Source organism: Candidatus Palauibacter sp., assembly GCF_965237495.1.
Lineage (GTDB): Bacteria > Gemmatimonadota > Gemmatimonadetes > Palauibacterales > Palauibacteraceae > Palauibacter.
The window spans coordinates 39,175-55,847 of the sequence record NZ_OZ250143.1; the positions used below are offsets into that span (position 1 = coordinate 39,175).

Here is a 16,673-nt window from a genome sequence, read left to right on the forward strand (position 1 = left end):
CACAAGGGACGGGGGCGCCTCTCTCGGGGGCGCCCCCGTTTTCAGTCCCGCGAGGAGGGACCATGAACAGGAAGCGTCGAACCCTTACTTGTGGCTTGTTCGCGGGCGTCGGTATTGCGCTCGCCTGCGGGCAGGCGGCGATGGACGACAGTGGCTCGGCCGCGGCGGGATCGGGCGTCGAGGCGCCGATGTTCGAGGTGGATCCGTTCTGGCCGAAGCCGCTGCCCGAACACTGGCTGCTCGGCTCGACCGTCGGCGTCGGCGTGGACTCCCGCGACCACGTGTTCATCATCCATCGCCGGGCTTCGATCAACCCGGGCACCGAACTGGGAGCGGAAGCGGATCCGCCGACGAGTGAGTGCTGCCGCGCCGCGCCCGAGGTGCTCGAGTTCGATCCGGAGGGCAATCTCGTCAACTCGTGGGGCGGTCCCTCCGACGGGTACGTGTGGCCGGAGTCGAACCACGGGATCACCGTCGACCACATGGACAACGTGTGGATCGGCGGCAACGGAGCGACCGACTCGCACATCCTGAAGTTCTCGCGCGACGGCGAGTTCCTGGCGTCGTACGGCCAACCGGCGTTGGGGCAGGAACCCGACAGCCACAGCGAGACACGCTTCAACCGCGTGGCCAAGGTCGCCGTCGATGCCGAGGCCAACGAGGCATACGTCGCCGATGGCTATGGAGGACGCCGCGTCGCGGTGCTGGACGCGTCGAGCGGAGCCTTCAAGCGCTACTGGGGCGCGTACGGCAACCCGCCCGACGACACGCCGACGCCGCCCTACGATCCGGACGCTCCGCCTCCGCAGCAGTTCCGGACGCCGGTCCATTGCGCCGACCCCTCGCTCGATGGGCTGGTGTACGTATGTGATCGCGCCAACAGCCGGATCCAGGTCTTCCGGCGGGACGGGACGTTCGTCGACGAGGTGGGGATCGCCCCCCGCACGCTGGGCGCAGGGTCCACCTGGGACCTCGCCTTCTCGCGCGATCCGGAACAGCGTTACATGTACGTCGCCGACGGGTCGAACCATCGGGTCCACGTCATGGACCGGGCTTCGCTCGAGGTCCTGACCACCTTTGGCGACGGGGGCCGCCAACCCGGCCTCTTCATCGGCGTGCACAGCATCGCGACCGACTCGCAGGGCAACGTGTACACGACGGAGACGTACGAGGGGAAACGCATCCAGAAGTTCGTGTACATGGGCATGGGTCCGGTGTCGGCGGCAAACCAGGGCGCGCCCTGGCCCGGCGGGCAGTAGGCCGCTGGCGCGGCGAGCCGACGCCACGATGCGGGCACCCGCGCGCTAGAAGACCGAAGCCTGTAGCCGCGTGTACAGGTAGCGGCCGTTGAAGCCCATCGCCGATGTAGAGCGGTAGGGAAAGATCCCGCCCAACGCGTCCACGCGGGTCGGGAAGGCGTCGAAGAGGTTCTCACCGCCCACCGTCAGCCGCCATTCGCCGCCGATCGCCCACGTCGCCTCCGCGTCGAAGGTGACCTTCGGCTCGAGGCGGCGGATTCGGTTCGGGTGTTCCCCTCTCCCGAACGCGCGCAGTTCCTCCTGCGCGCCGTAGACGTTGGCGCCGAGTCCGAACCGGAAGGCGCCGGTCGAGAGTCCCGCCCGGAAGGCGCCGCGCCAGTCCGGGAGGCCTTCCTCGAGGTGGAAGACATCGAACGCGTCGTAGATCGCGGAGGTCTCGTCCCTCAGTACCGGGTTCTCCTCCACGCAGGCCGCAATGTCGTCGCCGGGGCAGCGTCCCTTCACCTGGCTCCAGTTCGCCGCCGCCCCGAACTCGAACAGTGACGCGTCGCCGAGCCTCCGGCGCCAGTTGACCGCCGCGTCCACCCCGTAGGAGCGGATATCGAGCGCGTTCGAGAAGAACCGGATCGATTCCGTCCCGTAGTCCGCCAGCAACCGCTTGACACGGTTGCTCGAGAGCGGGTTCGACAGGATGATGGCTTCGTCCACCTCCGTCAGGTATCCGTCGACCGTGAGGTGAAGGTTGTCCGCCGGCGTCAGGGCGAAGCCGGCGCTCAGCGAGCGTGCCTTCTCCATGGTGAGCGGGACCGCGCCGAGGGCCCTCGCCTGAGCTGTCTCCAGAGGAAACTCGCCCACCTCGAACGGGGTCGGGTTCTCCGGATCGTCCGGATCCTCCCGGCGGCCCGCCGTGATGTGCCCGTAGTGGGACTGGCTCAGCGCGGGCGCCCGGAAGCCGGTCGAGGCTCCGGCCCGAAAGATGACGTCTTCCGACAGCCGGAGCCGGGCGGCGAGCTTCCCGCTCAACGCGCCGCCCAGGTCGTCATGGCGCTCGTAGCGCGCGGCCGCCGAGACCAGGATCCGGGGCAGCAGAGGCGCCTCGAGTTCCCCGTACACGCCGAGGTTGGAGCGGCCCCGGCTCCCGGCCTCCATGGGCCGAAAACCGGTGAACCGCTGGGCACCCGAAGCCGCGATGCCGCCGCTCTGGCTGGCGCGGAAACCGTCGGTGTACGACGCCCTCTCACCCTGGCGCACCAGGTAGTGGTCGCGCCGGAACGAGGCTCCGAGCGCGAGCGTGACGTCGCCTCCCCCGAGCCCCAGGTCGAGCCGCCGCCACACGTCGGTGTTCGCCAGGAACTGGCCGTTCTCGAGCGAGCCGGCGTAGAAGCGCGTCTGGTTCGGGCACGGCGCCTCGGAACAGGGACCGAGGGAAGGGTTGAGCGTGTCGAAGAGGTCGATGTCGACGCGGTTCGAGCCGTATTGCGCGCTCGCGTCCCAGTTCCAGCCGCGCTCCGTCCCCCGCGCCCCCGCGACGCCGAAGAGGTCACGCGTGTCGGAATCGAACGTCGGGAGGAAGCCGAACGGATGGATCTGCGGCCAGTTGCGGTCGTCCATCGACCGCACGTAGAGATCCGAATGCCGCTCCCGACGCTTGCTGAAGCCGCCGAACGCGTAGAGTTGCGCCGCGTCCGGGGCGTCTCCGAGCGGAAGCTCGAAGTTGGCGAGGAACATCCGGCCCGTGGACTCGCCATCCCCCCACCGGTGGGTCGGTTGCGGCACCTCGTTGTTCTTGCGGATGACGGATCCGTGGTCCACGAAGTCGGCATCGCCGGGGACGATCTGGTCGCGCGGATCGGCGCCCGCGCGGTTCGTGGGGTCTCGCTGGGTGAGTCCGCCCGTGAGGTTGAGCACCCCGCGCCGTCCGATCGCGATCCCCCAGTGTCCCGACAGGTCGTAGCGCGACCCGTCGTCGTCCCATTCGTCCGGAAAGTGGTGTCCGACCGAGGCGATGAACTCGGGTGCCGAGACCGTATTCCTGAGTCGCAGATTGATGACGCCGGCGATCGCATCCGACCCGTATTGGGCCGCGGCCGCGTCGCGCAGGATCTCCATGCGGCCCAGGGCCTGTAGCGGGAAGGCGTTCATGTCGACGCCGCTCGAACCGGGGAAGGCCCCTCCGCCGGACGTGTGAACGACGGCCGTGGCGTGGCGGCGCTTCCCGTTCACCAGGACCAGCGTGTGGTCCGGCGAGAGTCCGCGCAGCTGGAACGGCCGGACGCCCGACGTGAGGTCCGCCCCCTGTCGGCGCGGGAAGTAGACCGAGGGTGCGAGTTCGTTCAGCGCCGCGGCCATTTCCACCTGCGCGCTCTCGGCGATCCGCCGGGCCGGGTGGAAGTCCACCGCCACGGCCAACTCGTCCGGAGCGCCGTGCGGGGCCCGCGACCCGATCACGCGAGTGGTGCCGTTCACGGTGACCGCCGCCCCGATCGCAAAATCCCGGTGCGCCCGCCTGCCGGTCGTGACCCGCACCTCCGCCTCGACCGGAACGAACCCGGCGCCCTCCACGCGAACCGTCCGGATCCCGGTCGCAACGTCGTCGATGAGGTAGCGTCCCTGCCGGGAGGTCAGCGTGCCGAGCGGCGTGCCGGCGACCGTGACCCGCGCCCCCGCGAGCGGGCGCCCGTCGTCCGCGAACACCCGGCCGCCGACGCTCCCCTGTGCCGAAGCGCCGCGGGGTGCGGCCGCCACGAGAAGCAGGGCCCCGAGAGCGAACCGCGCGCATCTCACGCCGGACGGCGCCACCGCCCGTTACCCGCCGACGTTCTCGAACAGGAAGAGGAGGTCGTCGATCTCGTCGATCCCCGTGATGTCGAGGTCCCCGTCGTTGTCCCGGTCGTGGAGGATCGCACAGGACGCCGCGGTCCGGGCCGCGAGTACCTCGGGGCGTCTCAGGAAGCGTCCCCCGGCGTTCTCGAAGATCACGAAGTGGCCGCTGTCGAAGTCCGACGTGAGGATATCGAGATCTCCGTCTCCGTCGAGATCCCCCGCGTCGATCGCGAGGGGGAAGCCGTCGAGCGGGTGCTCCTCGGCGAGGGACAGCGCCCCCTCCGGCCCACCGCGAAGGATCGCGAGAGAGGCCGCGGCTCCGTTCACCGCGGCCGCGTCGACCCGCCCGTCACCGTCCAGGTCGCCCGACGCGAGCATCCACGCGTCGCCGGATGAGACGCGCCCGAGCGCCTCGAAGGTGCCGTCCCCGCGCGAGGCCAGGGTGATGACCTCGTCCGAGCGGCGGGTGCCGACGAAGACATCCATCAGACCGTCTCCGTTCACGTCGCCGGGGGCACAGGACCACTCGCCGTCCCCGATGTCGCCGTCCCCGTTCAGGTCCCCGGCGTAGGCGCCGTACGCCTGGATATGGGCCTCGCCCGGCCGCCGCACCGGCAGGGTGGCGATGCCGCGCTGGGCGAACGAGCCGGGCGCGGAGGCGGTGCGGAAGGTCCATGTATGTCCGAGGCCGAACTCGCCCTCCGTCCCCCCGTACGAGCCGGCCACGAGCGTCGCGGTGACCTCTTCGCCGGCGGCGAACGGTTCCGATGGACGGATGCGCAGGGCCCGATCCTGCCCCCCGAGCTCGAGTGTAACCTCGGCGACGCCGGACCAGCGCCCGAACACCCTCACATCCAGGCTCTCGGGCCGCGACCTGTCGAGCGGCCTGTCGAAAGTGATGAGGAGAGCGCCGTCGCGCGGAGCGGCCCGGGCGTTCGGGGCCGGCGTCAGCGACTGGACGGCGACAAACGGGAGCGGCTGGGGAACCGGGCCGGGCAGGGTGACGGGGTCACCGCAGGCAGCCGAGCAGACCGCCATTGCGACCCCGGGCGACAGCGTGCCGAGGGCCGAGTTACGGGTTTTCGTCATGGGCGCATCCTCCGCGGGTCGCCGGAAAGATGCTCTACCGCCGGATGCAGGGACAGTTCACGCATGGAGGAAGGACTGGAGGAAGGGAGAGAAGTCCCGCGCCGCTGCTAGCGGCCGGACCAGCCCATCCTGCGTCCGCCGGTTCCCGGGCCGCCGGGGTCCCAGCCGCGTCCCTTCCCGGGCAGGCTGAACCCGGGGCGGATCCCGAGCCCCCCGGAGCCCGCGGTGATGCAGTCGGTTCCGACACCCGAGATGGTCACTCCGCCGCCTCCGAAACCGCGCCCGGGAGTGCTCGAGGTCCAGCGGTCGCCCTGGCCCGGAAAGGCCCCGGACTCGGGTCTGCGCCGCAGTATGCCCCGATTGCTTGCCGGCGCCTCCGCCGCGGGCTCACCGAGCGCAGGCAACGCCAGCGGGGATTCGGGGATGGCCACGAAGGCGAGCCGACCGGCTGTCGACGTCCCCACCCCTCGCACCGATACCGAAGGGAGTTCGGCCGGCAGGGCGGCCGCCGGCGCGCCGGCCTGTCCGGATGCCCCGGCCGACGAACCCGCCGATCCACCGGCCGGGAGCACGCCGGGCGGCCGGATCCGGACCACCTCGATGAACCGCCTCGATGCGGGTTCGATCTCCGGACCCGGGTGGTCGAGGCCCCCGGCCGCGGTGCGGCTCTCGGGAATCGACAGGGTGACCCACGCGAACAGCGCGCCGTGGAACAGCGCGGAAACAGCCAGCGAGATGGCCATGCGTCCGCGAGCCCGGGGTCGGCGCCACCTGGCGCCACCCGATCGTCCGTCTGCCGCAGGAGACATCCGTCGCATTGAACCTCCGCCGACCGTGTGCCCGATCGCTCTGAGCGCTGATGCGCACCTTCCCTGTGCGAGGACGACCGAACCCGGTTTCGGGTCACATCGAACCGCTCCCGCCTCTCGCACGCTGTACGCCACGCGAGCCGGGCGCAAGATTCCGGGCTGGACTCCAATCGGGGACTCTTGAAGGAGAACGCACCAACGTGGCACACTCTCGCTTCTCTCGACCGACGCCGCGGATCGCGAAGACCCTCCTCCTGCTGACGCTTCTCGGCTCGACGACGACGCCGGCCGCGGGAGGGCAGGAGGTCGATGAGCGGTACCTCGACCTCCTCGAATGGCGCTCTATCGGCCCCACTCGCGGCGGCCGCGTGCTCGGCGTCGCCGGCCACCCCACCGACGCTCTCGTGTTCTACCAGGGGAGCGCCGGCGGCGGGGTCTGGAAGACGGAGGATGGCGGGGCGACCTGGCGCAACGTCTCCGATGGCTTCTTCCGTACGGGCTCCGTCGGCGCCGTGGAGGTCAGCCGCTCGAGCCCCGAGGTCGTGTACGTCGGGATGGGCGAGACGTGCATCCGCGGCAACGCATCGCACGGCGACGGCGTCTACCGGTCCGACGACGGCGGGGCGACCTGGCGCCACCTCGGGCTGGCCGAGACGCTCCAGATCGCCCGCGTCCGGGTGCACCCCCGGGACCCCGACATCGCGTGGGTGGCGGCGCTCGGCGACGCCTGGGGCCCCAGCGAGGCGCGCGGCGTCTACCGCACCCGCGACGGCGGCTCCACCTGGGAGAAGGTGCTGTACCGGGACGAGAACAGCGGTGCGATCGACCTCGTCCTCGATCCCGCGAACCCCGACATCCTCTACGCGTCGCTCCTCGAACTGCGGCGCTTTCCGTGGGGCTTCCGCAGCGCGGGACCCGGCACCGGGCTCTTCAAGAGCACGGATGGCGGCGACACCTGGACCGAATTGACGGACAACCCCGGCCTCCCGTCCGGCCTCAAGGGACGGATCGGGATCACCGTCTCGCCGCGGAACTCGCAGCGGCTGTGGGCGATCATCGACGCGGCCCGCGGCGTGAAGGGGATCTTTCGCTCGGACGACGCCGGCGAGACGTGGACCCGCGTCAACGAGGACGCCAACCTCCTCCAGCGCCCCTGGTACTACCACCACATCGTCGCGGACGCCGGCGATGAGAACGCCGTCTTCGTCCTCAACGTCTTCCTGTGGAAGTCGACCGATGGGGGCGAGACCTTCTCTCGCGTGTTCACGCCCCACCCCGACCACCACGACCTGTGGATCGATCCGGACGACCCCCGCCGGATGGTCAACGGGAGCGACGGAGGCGGCACGGTGAGCTTCGACGGAGGGCTCTCCTGGTCCAGCCTCCTGAATCAGGCGACCGCGCAGCTCTATCACGTGGTCGCGGACAATCAGACGCCGTATCGCCTCTACGCCTCGCAGCAGGACAACACGTCGATCTCCGTCGCCAGCCGTTCGGACTTCGGCCGCATCTCGATCGAGGACTGGTATACGGTCGGCGGGGGCGAGGACGGATACGTCGCCGTCAACATCGAGGACCCGAACATCGTCTACGCGGGCGATCACCACTGGGTGTACCGCTACGATCACCGCAACCGGCAGGTCAGGGACATCTCCCCGAATCCCGAGACGCACTACGGCTGGGGTTCGGCCGACATCAACTACCGCTTCTGGTGGACCTATCCGGTGATGACGTCGCCGCACGATCCGGATGTCCTCTACGTGACCTCGCAGCACGTGCACCGCACGCGGGACGAAGGCCACAGCTGGGAGGTCATCAGCCCGGACCTCACGCGCGCGGATCCCCGCACGCTGGAGCCGACCCCCGTCCACGAAGACGAGGAGACGGGAGAATACTGGGGACCGATCACGCGAGAGGCGTACGGCCCCGAGTGGTATGCGACGATCTTCGCCTTCGCCGAGTCCCCGGTTCAGCCGGGGCTCCTGTGGGCGGGGTCCGATGACGGGTACATCCACCTGTCGCGGGACGGGGGCGCGAACTGGGAGGACGTGACGATCCCCGACCTCCCGGAGTTCGCCCTCATTTCGATCCTGGAGCCGTCCGCGCACGACCCCGCGACCGCGTACGTCGCCGCGACGCGATACAAGCTCTCGGACCACACGCCGTACCTCTACCGGACGACCGATTACGGGGAGACGTGGACGCGGATCACGACGGGGATCCCGGGCGACGACTTCACCCGCGCGATCCGGGAGGATCCGGGCCGCGCCGGGCTTCTCTACGCCGGGACCGAGCGCGGGGTCTACGTGTCGTTCGACGCGGGCGAGAGCTGGCAGTCACTGAGTCTGAACCTGCCGGTGGTGCCCATCCACGACCTCGTGCTCCGGGACGGCGATCTCGCGGCGGCCACGCACGGCCGGTCCTTCTGGGTGCTCGACCACGTCGAGCTGCTGCACCAGTTCACGCCCGGTGAGGCCGCTGGCGAGGCGCGGCTCTTCCGCCCGCGGGAGACGACGCGCTTCAACCCGGGCGCCTCGCCCGCCGCGCTCTTCTCGGCCATGGGACGGCCGGGGGCCGGCGACCCGGCGGGGGCCAATCCGCCGGATGGCGTGGTGATCCCGTACTACTTGCCCGAGGCCGCCCCGGCGGGGGTCACGCTTCGAGTCATCGAGGACGAGGCGCTGATCCGGGAATTCTCGAGCGCGTCGGCTCCGGGGGCGACGGGCGCGGACTTCTTCGGCCAGGCGGCGGGCGGTGGGGCGGTCTCGGCGGAAGCCGGCGCGCATACCTTCGTATGGGACCTGCGCGTGGAGCCGGCCGGGCTGCTCGACGATGCGGTCTTCCAGGGCAGCGCGAACGGCCCGCGCGTGCCGCCGGGCGACTACACGGTCGAACTGGGCGTCGGCGACCTGACGCTCTCGGAGCCCTTCTCGATCGTGCGCGACCCGCGGGTCGACGTCACCGACGCGGAACTCCGGGAACAGTTCGAGTTTCTACTGGCGGCGAGGGACCGCCTCACCGAGACGATGGAACTCGTGGCGAGGATTCGGGACATGCGCGGCCGGGCCGAGCAGGCCGTCGAGCGCGGAGGGGGCGGGGATCGCCTGCAGGCCGCGCTCGCCGATCTGAACCGCGAACTGTATCCGATCGAGGAGCGGCTCGTGCAGTACCGGGCCCGAGCGGGCCAGGACCTGATCGCGAACCCAACGGGCATCGACAGCAAACTTGCCCGGCTCATGGGGTTCGCCTCGATGGGAGACGGGCCGCCGACGCGGGGACAGCTGGACCTGCTGGCGCGACTCGCCGAGGGCATCGAGGCGCGCGCGGCCGCCATCGACGAGATCGAGCGCACGAGCTACGCGGAACTCGTGCGCCTCGTGCCCTGAGGCCGCCGGAGGGTGCTGGCTAGCGTCCGCGCGTCGTGATCGCGATCGCGCCGACGTACCCGTCGCCGCCGTAGCGCGCGGAGGCCTCGGTGCGCGTCAGGATCTCGATCCGGCTCACTTCATCGATCGACATCTCGCGGAGCACGTTAACGGCATCGGGTTCGCGCCGCTCGTTGATGCGCACCACGACGGACTGCATCCGGGAGACCGACCAATTGCTTGCCGTCACCGACTGGAGGAGGATTCTCTCTCCGCCGCTGCGGCGGTCGAACCGGAGGAGCTGGTGCTGGCGCAGCAAGTCGTACACGGTCATCTCGGGGAAGGCGAGAAGATCCTCGCCGCGGATGATCTCGGAGCCGAGGACTCGAGTCCGGCCGCCGCCACCCGAGGCGAGGGACCCGACCTCGAGGCGCTCCTCGGCCTCGCCGGTCAGCGAGATCTCCACATCCTGCTGGGCGAGCACGGCGCTCGTGGTGTACGGAACCTCGGGGCCGCGCCGGTCCCCGAAGACCACGCGCAGCGAGACTTCCGTGTCCTTCGGGAGGCCGCAGATGGTGTAGACGCCCTCCATGTTCGTCTGGGTCTCGGCGCGCTGCCGGGCATCGTCCTCTACCCAACTCGCCGCTACGGTCGCGCCGGGCACGAGGGTTCCCGCCTCCGGATCGGTCACGAAGCCGACGACGGCCGCCTCCGTCTCCTCGTTGCCGCCGGGGCAGAAGTCGGCGAACGACTGGGCCGCCGCCGATTCCGCGACGACGAAGAACAGGGCGGGCGCCGCAAGGCGCGCGAAAGATTTGCGCATGTCGACCTCTTTGCTCATGGCTGGCCCCGGGCGTCATGCCGTGGGGCGGTGCGGGGAATGGTCAGCGGCCGCGTGTCGTGATCGCGATCGCGCCGACGAACCCATCGCCGCCGTAACGGGCGGAAGCCTCGGTGCGCGTAAGGATCTCGATCCGGCCCACTTCATCGATCGACATCTCGCGGAGCGCGTTGACGCCGTCGCCCTCTCGCCGTTCGTTGATCCGCACCTGAATCCGCTGCAGCCGTCCCGCCCGGAGACTCGAAGACGCCGCCGTGAGGAGGATGACCTCACCGACCCCGCTGCGCCGGTCGAACCTGAGGAGCTGGTGCTGGCGCAACAGGTCGTACACGCTCATCTCGGGAAGGTCGAGAAGATCCTCGGCCCGGATGACCTCGGAGCTGAGGATCCGGCTGCGACCGCCCCCCGCGGCGAGCGACCCGACCTCCTCGCGCGTGTCGGGCTCCGCGGTCAGCGAGATCTCCAGGTCCTTCTGGTCGAGCACGATGGCCGTGGTGTAGGGGACCGCCTCTCCGCGCCGGTCCGCGAAGATGGCCCGCAGCGAGATTTCCGTGTCCTTCGGCAGGCCACAGATGGAGTAAAGGCCCTCCATGTTCGTCTGCCCCTCGGCGCGATGCCGGGCGTTGTCGTGCACCCAGCTCGCCGCCACGGTCGCGCCGGGCAGGAGCGTCCCGGCCTCCGGATCGGTCACGAAGCCGACGACGGCGGCCTCCGTCTCCTCGTTGCCGCCGGGGCAGAAGTCCGAGAACGACTGGGCCGCGGCCGTGTTCGCGAGGACGAGGAACAGGGCGGGCGTCGCAAGACGCGCGAGAGATTTCCGCATGTCGACCCCTTTGCTCATCGCTGGTCCCCTGACGCTCGCCGGCCGGACGGAATATCGCGGTGCGGGCGGGCCTCGGACCCTTTAGGATACTCCGAGTCCGATTTGCGTTGTACGGGCCGGCGGCGCGCCGCCGGCGCCGGGGTCCGAACGACGATTCTACGCTTTTACCCCTCAACCTGTTTCGGGTGCCGCTCACAGTGCCACGGAGGGAGTCGTGAGCAAGATCGCCCGACGCGACTTCGTGCGTCAGGCCGGACGCCTCGCGGGGGCCGCGGCGGTCGCTCCCTCGCTTGCGGGGCTCGCGGCCTGTGCCGGCCGGGCGTCCGTCCCCGGATACCCTTCGCCGACCGGCGGCTATGGGCCATTGCGTCCCGCGGGAGGGGAACTGGCGCTTCCGGAGGGCTTCTCCTACGCCGTGCTGAGCGTCGAAGGGCGCCCGATGTCGGATGGACGTCCGACGCCGCGCGCCCACGACGGGATGGGCCTGTTCGCGGTCGGCGACGATGTCGTCCGCCTCGTGCGCAATCACGAAGACCAGGATCCGCCCGGCGTCGCGGCGCCGCTGGTGTCCCCGGAGCTGGCGTACGACCCGCTCGCAGGCGGCGGTACGACGACGCTCGAGGTCCGGCTGGACCCGGACGGCCGCCCGACTCTGCTGCGGGACTTCGTGAGTCTGGGCGGGACGACGATAAACTGCGCGGGCGGCGTGACCCCGTGGCGCAGCTGGCTGTCGTGCGAGGAGACGACGTTCGGCCGCGGGCGCGGCTGGTCCGTCCCGCACGGATACGTGTTCGAGGTCCCCGCCGACGCCGACGAGCCCGTGGAGGCCGTGCCGATCAGGGAGATGGGACGGTTCGTGCACGAAGCGATCGCGGTGGACCCCGAGACGAGGTACGTTTACGAGACGGAAGACTACAACCGCTGCGCGGGGTTCTACCGCTTTCGGCCCCGGACTCCGGGCTCCCCGGCGGGTGGGGGGACGCTGGAGATGCTCGCCGTGCGCGGCCATCCGCAGGCGGACCTGCGGACGGGCCAGCGGCCGGGGGCGTGGCGGGAAGTGGATTGGGTCCCGATCGAACGCCCGGATCCGCCCGAGGCCGAGCGCATACCGACGACCGTGTGGGCTGAAGGGCACGAAGCGGGAGGTGCCCGATTCTCCCGGCTCGAAGGCTGCTGGTACGACGACCGGAGCATCTACTTCCACGCGACCAACGGCGGCGACGCGCAACTGGGGCAGGTGTGGCGCTACGTCCCCGCGGAGGAGGGGCTGGCCCTCGTCTTCGAGTCCCCCTCCGAGGAGGTGCTCGACGGTCCGGACAACCTGACGGTGAGCCCGAGGGGCGGGATCCTCATCTGTGAAGACAACGAGGGCGCGACCCACCTGCGCGGCCTCACCCCGTCGGGAGAGATCTTCCCCTTCGCCCGCAACCTCCTCAACCACCGCGAATTCGCGGGTGCCTGCTTCAGTCTGGACGGCCGGACGCTGTTCATCAACCTGCAGGGCGACACGATCTCGATGGGACCGGGCCACCTCGGCCACACGTTCGCGATCTGGGGGCCGTGGGAGCGCGGGCCGCTGTGAGCGCGGCCGGCGGCTCGGCATCGGCGCGCCGGGCCCGCCGTACAGTGGTCCTGACGCTCGCGGTCGCGCTGCAGGGCTGCGCGCCGTGGGCCACGCGGCCGGTCACGGATCCCGACCCCGGCGTCTTCGTCGTCGGCTGGACGCAGACGGGCGTCGCGTCGTGGTACGGGGAACCGTTCCACGGCCGGCGGGCGGCGGCCGGCGGCACCTACGACATGGACGCGATGACGGCCGCGCATCGCATGATCCCCTTCGGAACGCGCCTCCGCGTCGACAATCGCGACAACGGCCGTTCCGTCGAACTCGTGGTGAACGATCGCGGCCCCTTCGTGCGGGGACGCATCCTCGATGTGTCGCGCGCCGGCGCGCGGGCCCTCGGCATGATCGGACCGGGGACCGCGCGGGTCCGCATCACGATCGTGGAGGCAGGCGACGCGGTCTCCGCGCGGGGCGGCTGCGTCCTCGTCCAGGTCGCCTCCTACCGGGAGCGGGCGAGCGCCGAGGCGAAGCGGGACGAGGTCGAACGGGCCGGCTTCGAAGCCGTGATCGAGACGTACGAGGCGTTGTTTCGGGTCGTGGCCGGCCCCTTCGGGGAGGAGGCCGCCGCGCGCAGTGCGGCCGAGGCGCTGGGCGGATTCCTTCGCAGGTGCTGACGGCCCCGGCGAGTTCCGGTCGATGGTTGTGACCTGATCCGCTGTTCAATCGTTCTATAGCCGGGTGCGGCCCGAACAGGGGTCGCCAGGCGCGCGCCCGGCGCGTAGCGGCGGCCCGCCGCCGCCGGTAGCTTGCGGCACTTCGACCTGCTCAGAGCCGGGGGTGCCACCCGCCCCGCCGGGGTCCAGGAACCCGGGGCGGCAATGATCAGTAGTTTCCTGGTGGAGGACGTATGCTTCGGAGACGCCACGCGCTCGTCGTTCTGGCCGCTCTCGCGGCGCTCGGAGGTCCCGTCGCGTCGGCGCTGGAGGCGCAGGCGGGCCGACGCTTCGGGCGAAACAAGGTCGTGTACAAGTCGTTCGATTTCGAGGTGCTCAAGACGCAGCACTTCGACATCTACTACTACGACGAGACCGCCGAGGCCGCGCCGCTGATCGGGCGACAGGCCGAGCGCTGGTACGCGCGGCTGTCGCGGGTGCTCAACCACGAGTTCCGCGAACGGCAGCCGATCATCCTGTACGCGGACCACTCGGATTTCGAGCAGACCAACACGTCCGGCCAGTTCATCGACGAGGGGACCCAGGGCTTCACCGAGATCCTGAAGCGACGCCTCGTGATGCCGATGATGGTGTCGCTCCACGAGACGGATCATCTGCTCGGCCACGAACTGGTGCACGCCTTCCAGTTCGACATGACCGGCCAGGGGACAGGGGGGCCCGGTCTCGATATCCCAGGAGCCCTCCGGCTCCCGCTGTGGTTCATCGAGGGGATGGCCGAGTACCTCTCGATCGGGCCCATCGACCCCTTCACGACGATGTGGATGCGGGACGGGCTGGACCTCGAGGACGGATTCCCCACGATCCAGGATCTCCGCAATCCGCAGTTCTTCCCCTACCGCTACGGGCACGCCTTCTGGTCCTATGTCGGCGGCGCGTTCGGGGACGACAAGCTCGGCCGGATCCTGAACCTCGCCGCGCGCACCAACGAGCTCGCGGCGATCGAGGCCGTCCTCGAAGTTCCGATCAGCGAACTCTCGGACCGCTGGAGGAACGAACTCGAGACCTACTTCGCGGACGCCCGGCAGGAGACGAACTCGCCGGACGAATACGGGCGCCGTGTGATCTACGAGCCGCCGGAGGAGGGGAAGCTGAACCTGGGTCCCGCGCTCAGTCCCGATGGCGACGAGGTCGTCTACGTCTCGCAGAGCGACCTCTTCTCGATCGAAATGTTCCTCGCCGACGCGCACACCGGGGAGGTCAAGCGGCGCCTGACGAACAACGCGGTCGACCCCCACTTCGAGAGTCTGCAGTTCATCCATTCGGCCGGCGACTGGCACCCGGACGGCCGACAATTCGCCATCGCCGGCATCAAGACCGGTGAACCCCTGCTCACGATCATGGATGTCGCGACCGCGGACATCGTCCGGGAGATCCGGATCGAGGGCTTCCGGGTGGGTGCGATCTACACGCCGAGCTGGTCGCCGGACGGGTCCCGGGTGGCGTTCAGCGGGCAGTCCGGCGGCTTCACCGACCTGTACGTGCTCGACATGGAGACCGAGCGACTGACCCGGCTCACGGCGGATGAGTTCGCGGACCTCCAGCCCGCCTGGTCGCCCGACGGACGCTCTCTCGCCTTCACGACCGACCGCTACACGACCGATCTGGACCTGCTCGTGGCGGGCCCCTATCAGGTCGCGATGCTCGACCTCGAGACGGGTGAGATCCAGGCGCTGCCGGGCTTCGACGACCAGTTCCGCAACTACAACCCGCAATGGTCCGCCGACGGACAGGACCTGTACTTCGTCTCGGACCACGACGGGATCGCCAACCTCTACCGGATCGATCTCGAGACGCGCGAGCGCTACCTGGTCACCGACCTCTGGACCGGCGTGAGCGGGCTGACGGAGATCAGCCCGGCCATCTCCGTGGCCCGCGGCACCGGCGATCTGGCGTTCAGCGTGAACAAGGGTGGACCGTTCAGCTACGAGGTCTACGTCATCGACGACCCGGACGTGCTGGCCGGCGAGCCGGCGCCCGACATGCTCGTCGGCGTCGACGCGTCCGTCATCCCCCCGCGCGAGCGCGTATCGACGGCCCACGTCGAGTTGCTCGACAATGCGCGGCTGGGCCTGGCCGACCCGATCACGTTCGAGGACGACGAGTACCGCTCCCAGCTCTCCCTCGACTTCATCTCCCAGCCCACGATCCAGTTCGGGGCGAGCGACTTGGGCGTCTTCTTCGCCGGCGGCGCGAGCCTCTTCTTCTCGGATCTGCTCGGGAACCAGACGCTGCAGACCCTCCTGCAGGTGAACACGACCTTCGGGAACCTGATCCAGGGGACCGCGCTCCTCGCGGGCTACGAGAACCTCTCGAGCCGCTGGAACTGGGCCCTGATCGGAGGCCAGGTTCCGCGCGTCACGCGCCAGTTCGGGTTCAATCAGGTCGGGTTCGAGAACCGCACCGTCAACATCTTCGAGGAGTTTCGCTGGTATGAGGTCAACCGGGAGGCGACGGGCATCGTGGCCTATCCGTTCAACCGGAACTCGCGGATCGAGTTCTCGGCTTCGGCGCGGCAGGTCGACTTCTCGGGGGAGACGGAGGAGTTCTGGTTCGATGCCTTCACCGGCGAGTTCCTGAACGACGTGCGGCAGGACCTCGTCGACTGTCCGGGGGCGCAGTTCGTGACGGAGGCCGGGGCGGCGTGCGCGCCATCGTCTCTCTATACGGCCAGCGGCAGCGTCGCTCTCGTGTACGACAGTTCCATCTTCGGGGGCACGAGCCCGATCGTGGGGCAGCGATACCGGCTGGAAGTCGAGCCGGCGGTGGGGACGCTCAACTTCCTCACGATCAACGGCGATATGCGCCGCTACGTGCGCGCCGGGCCGTTCACGCTGGCCGCACGGGCGCTGCACTTCGGGCGGTGGGGCGGCGGTTCGGACGACTGGCGTCTGGGCCGGCTCTATCTCGGAGTCCCGTCCCTCGTTCGGGGCTACAGCGACCGATCCATCGACGTCCGGGAATGCACGGGCGCCGGCGGCCAGACCGGGTTCTTCCGCTGCCCCGTCATCGAACAGCTCATCGGCAGCCGCGTGGCGGTGGGTAACCTCGAGCTTCGACTCCCGCTCCTGGGCGGGATCGGCGTCATCCGGGCCCCGGGCGTGCCGCCGGTGGAAGTCGGCGTCTTCTACGACATGGGCAAGGCCTGGATGGGCGAGACGCCGGAGAACTGCCCGGGCGGCGGGTGCTCGTTCGGCGAGCGGGAATGGGTGTCGAGCGCCGGTCTGATGACGCGCGTGAACCTCTTCGGTCTCATGATCGCGGAGATCGACTTCGTGCGGCCGTTCGACCGCGATAAGGGCTGGCTCTGGCAGTTCAGCCTGACGCCCGGATTCTGAGGCTGCTGCCGGTCTTCCGCGCGCGGGGCGATCG

Annotated in this window: 10 protein-coding genes; 5 read left to right on the top strand and 5 right to left on the bottom strand. The window is 69.9% G+C overall.

Going from position 1 to position 16,673, the window contains the following annotated elements; all coding sequences use genetic code 11:
• The first annotated feature begins 62 nt into the window (after positions 1–62).
• On the top strand, positions 63–1,259 hold the full coding sequence (locus tag ACPXY0_RS00160; RefSeq protein ID WP_423927319.1) for a hypothetical protein: 1,197 nt from the start codon (positions 63–65) through the stop codon (positions 1,257–1,259).
• Between the two features lie 45 nt (positions 1,260–1,304).
• On the opposite strand, the gene ACPXY0_RS00165 is transcribed toward ACPXY0_RS00160, so the two are convergent.
• The 3 genes from ACPXY0_RS00165 to ACPXY0_RS00175 all read right to left on the bottom strand — a co-directional run bounded on the left by ACPXY0_RS00165 (position 1,305) and on the right by ACPXY0_RS00175 (position 5,914).
• On the bottom strand, positions 1,305–4,043 hold the full coding sequence (locus tag ACPXY0_RS00165; RefSeq protein WP_423927321.1) for a TonB-dependent receptor: 2,739 nt from the start codon (positions 4,041–4,043) through the stop codon (positions 1,305–1,307).
• Between the two features lie 21 nt (positions 4,044–4,064).
• Entirely contained in the window at positions 4,065–5,171 is a 1,107-nt protein-coding gene (locus ACPXY0_RS00170; RefSeq protein ID WP_423927323.1) for an FG-GAP-like repeat-containing protein, read from the bottom strand.
• Between the two features lie 107 nt (positions 5,172–5,278).
• Positions 5,279–5,914 (bottom strand): hypothetical protein, encoded by a 636-nt coding sequence (locus ACPXY0_RS00175; protein WP_423927325.1) that lies wholly within the window; start codon positions 5,912–5,914, stop codon positions 5,279–5,281.
• A 266-nt stretch (positions 5,915–6,180) separates the two neighbouring features.
• On the opposite strand from ACPXY0_RS00175, the gene ACPXY0_RS00180 reads away from it, so the two are divergent.
• A complete protein-coding gene (locus ACPXY0_RS00180) occupies positions 6,181–9,366 on the top strand; it encodes a WD40/YVTN/BNR-like repeat-containing protein (RefSeq protein WP_423927327.1) in 3,186 nt (1,061 codons plus the stop codon).
• A gap of 19 nt (positions 9,367–9,385) precedes the next feature.
• Here the strand turns inward: ACPXY0_RS00180 and ACPXY0_RS00185 are convergent, their stop codons facing one another.
• Complete coding sequence (locus ACPXY0_RS00185; RefSeq protein ID WP_423927329.1) at positions 9,386–10,168, bottom strand: hypothetical protein; 783 nt, start codon at positions 10,166–10,168, stop codon at positions 9,386–9,388.
• A gap of 61 nt (positions 10,169–10,229) precedes the next feature.
• A complete protein-coding gene (locus ACPXY0_RS00190; RefSeq protein ID WP_423927331.1) occupies positions 10,230–11,027 on the bottom strand; it encodes a TonB-dependent receptor plug domain-containing protein in 798 nt (265 codons plus the stop codon).
• Between the two features lie 196 nt (positions 11,028–11,223).
• Between ACPXY0_RS00190 and ACPXY0_RS00195 the strand changes: the two genes are divergently transcribed.
• From ACPXY0_RS00195 to ACPXY0_RS00205, 3 genes are all read left to right on the top strand, one after another.
• Positions 11,224–12,591, top strand: a complete 1,368-nt coding sequence (locus tag ACPXY0_RS00195; RefSeq protein ID WP_423927333.1) for an alkaline phosphatase PhoX — start codon at positions 11,224–11,226, stop codon at positions 12,589–12,591.
• The gene (locus ACPXY0_RS00200; RefSeq protein ID WP_423927335.1) at positions 12,588–13,244 is read left to right on the top strand and encodes a septal ring lytic transglycosylase RlpA family protein; all 657 of its coding nucleotides are present in this window, start codon (positions 12,588–12,590) and stop codon (positions 13,242–13,244) included. The genes ACPXY0_RS00195 and ACPXY0_RS00200 overlap by 4 nt, the downstream gene beginning before the upstream one ends.
• A gap of 233 nt (positions 13,245–13,477) precedes the next feature.
• On the top strand, positions 13,478–16,639 hold the full coding sequence (locus ACPXY0_RS00205; protein WP_423927337.1) for a BamA/TamA family outer membrane protein: 3,162 nt from the start codon (positions 13,478–13,480) through the stop codon (positions 16,637–16,639).
• The last annotated feature ends 34 nt before the right edge of the window (positions 16,640–16,673 follow it).